2 protein-coding genes and 1 tRNA gene are annotated in these 1,957 nt (G+C 66.3%); 2 read left to right on the top strand and 1 reads right to left on the bottom strand.

Annotated features, from left to right (window positions below; genetic code table 11):
- Positions 1–1,147, top strand: a 1,147-nt coding sequence (locus Q0094_RS04555) for an NAD(P)H-hydrate dehydratase (RefSeq protein ID WP_297615712.1), incomplete at its 5' end; no start/stop codon positions are given.
- Here the strand turns inward: Q0094_RS04555 and Q0094_RS04550 are convergent.
- A complete protein-coding gene (locus Q0094_RS04550) occupies positions 1,144–1,635 on the bottom strand; it encodes a Hint domain-containing protein (RefSeq protein WP_297615710.1) in 492 nt (163 codons plus the stop codon). The genes Q0094_RS04555 and Q0094_RS04550 overlap by 4 nt on opposite strands.
- A gap of 238 nt (positions 1,636–1,873) precedes the next feature.
- Here Q0094_RS04550 and Q0094_RS04545 point away from each other — a divergent pair.
- Positions 1,874–1,955, top strand: a tRNA-Leu gene (locus Q0094_RS04545).
- Positions 1,956–1,957 lie beyond the last annotated feature (2 nt).

The raw sequence follows: 1,957 nt of genomic DNA, 5'->3' as shown, positions 1-1,957 counted from the left end.
CGCGCAACCGCATTGCGCGCAACCGCATTGCGCGCAACCGCGCGCGCGTGTCGTGGCGGTCGATATCCCATCGGGGCTTTGTGCCGACAGCGGGCGCGCCTTGGGCGGCGTCGCGGTGCGCGCCGATTTGACAGTGGCCTTTCACCGCGCCAAGCCCGGTCATGTTCTGGCCGATGGACCTTGCCATTGCGGGGCGTTGGCGGTGGTCGATATCGGCATTCGGGGTGATGGGGCGGGCGTGCCGCTGATCGGCGCGCCCGCGCGCGCCGTGATCGACAAGGCAGATCCGATGGGGCAGGGGCTGCACAAATACGACCATGGTCATGCGCTTGTGGTGTCGGGGCCAATGGGGCGCAGCGGCGCGGCGCGCTTGGCGGCGCGTGCGGCGCTTCGGATCGGGGCGGGGTTGGTCACGGTCGCGTCGCCCGGTTCGGCAATGCTGGAAAATGCCTGCCAGCTGACCGCGATCATGCTTCGGCGCTGTGACGGGGCGGATGGCCTGGCCACCATGTTGGCAGGGGATCCACGGCTGGGGGCCCTATGTCTGGGGCCGGGTTTGGGGTCGGCTCTGGGCCCGGGGCAGGGCACGCGCGATCTGGTCGCGGTTGCCTTGCGGGATGGCCGGCGCGCGGTGGTGCTGGATGCCGATGCGTTGAGCTGTTTTTCCGAACGCCCCGAGACGCTTTTTGCGATGACCCATGCGCAGACGGTCCTGACCCCGCATGGAGGTGAATTCGCACGGCTGTTTCCCGATCTTGCGGCCCGGTTGGCGGGTATCCCCGACAAGGGCCCGGCCTATTCCCGTATCGAGGCCGCAGGCCAGGCAGCGGCGCGCGCGGGCTGTGTGGTGATCCTCAAGGGCCAAGACAGCGTGATTGCGGCACCTGATGGCCGGGTGGCGGTGCATGCCGCGCTCGGGGATCGGGCGGTGCCGTGGCTGGCCACAGCGGGCGCGGGCGATGTGCTTGCGGGCATGATCACCGGGCTGATGGCGCGCCACAGCGATCCTTGGGTGGCCAGCACCGCCGCCGTCTGGCTGCATGTCGAGGCCGCGCGCGCCATCGGCCCCGGTCTGATCGCAGAGGATATTCCCGATGCCTTGCCGCGCCTGTTGCGCGACCAGATCATCGGGCAGGCTTGTCCCTAGACAAAGATGCCCAGCCGGTCGGCTGATGCCAGTTCCAGCCCGTCGGCACAAAATACCTCGGGCCGGCCAAAACGCAGCGCAAAGCCCAAGATCGCCTTGGGCAGCACCTCAAGACGGATGAATTCCCCATCGGCCAATTGCCCGACAGGGATGCAGACTTGCTGTTGACCATAAAGTGCCTGTGCCCGCCAGCCGCGGATCAAGATGCGTTGGGCGGCAGGCAGCCACATATCCCGCTCCGGGCGCCCGCCCAACGCATTTTGCGTGATCGTCACGATGGGGGTACCCGCGGGCAAATCGACACGGTCGACGGCGGTCAGGGTGCGTGCGCCATGGCGCGTCATCAGATGGTCGCCGGGATAAAGATGCTCGACCGGCAAGGCCCCATCACGGGTCACAACCAGTGTCGCCGCGGCGATGGCCACGGGGCTGGATCGCCGCAAATCATGCATGCGCAGCGCCATTGCGCTGGGGGTCAGATCGTTCATGTCGAAACCTGCTCGGTCACGGGTGCTTTTTGCACCCTGTTTTCTGCGGACGACGTTATGGGCAGGCCCGACAGCATCCCAGAGAAAACGACCCGCACAGGGTAAAACGCGAACGGGGTGTTGCGCGAAAACAGAGGTGTCATGCCGAAAGGTTGCCGCAACATCGTTAAAATCCCGTAAATCCATCCCCTTTTCCGGCTCGCGCGCCAGCCTAGGCTCTGATATGGGCACTTGCGATGCGGGTGTGGCGAAATTGGCAGACGCACCAGATTTAGGTTCTGGCGCCGCAAGGCGTGGGGGTTCAAGTCCCTCCACCCGCACC

Source organism: uncultured Roseicyclus sp. (genome assembly GCF_937892565.1).
In the GTDB taxonomy this organism is placed as follows: domain Bacteria; phylum Pseudomonadota; class Alphaproteobacteria; order Rhodobacterales; family Rhodobacteraceae; genus Roseicyclus.
The sequence above is the reverse complement of the archived record's forward strand: the minus strand, read 5'-3'. Positions and strand labels throughout refer to the sequence as shown.

What these genes read in the sequence shown, in the direction of transcription:
- Q0094_RS04550 (WP_297615710.1), bottom strand. Translation starts at nt 1,635, where the DNA reads ATGAACGATCTGACCCCCAGCGCAATGGCGCTGCGCATGCATGATTTG.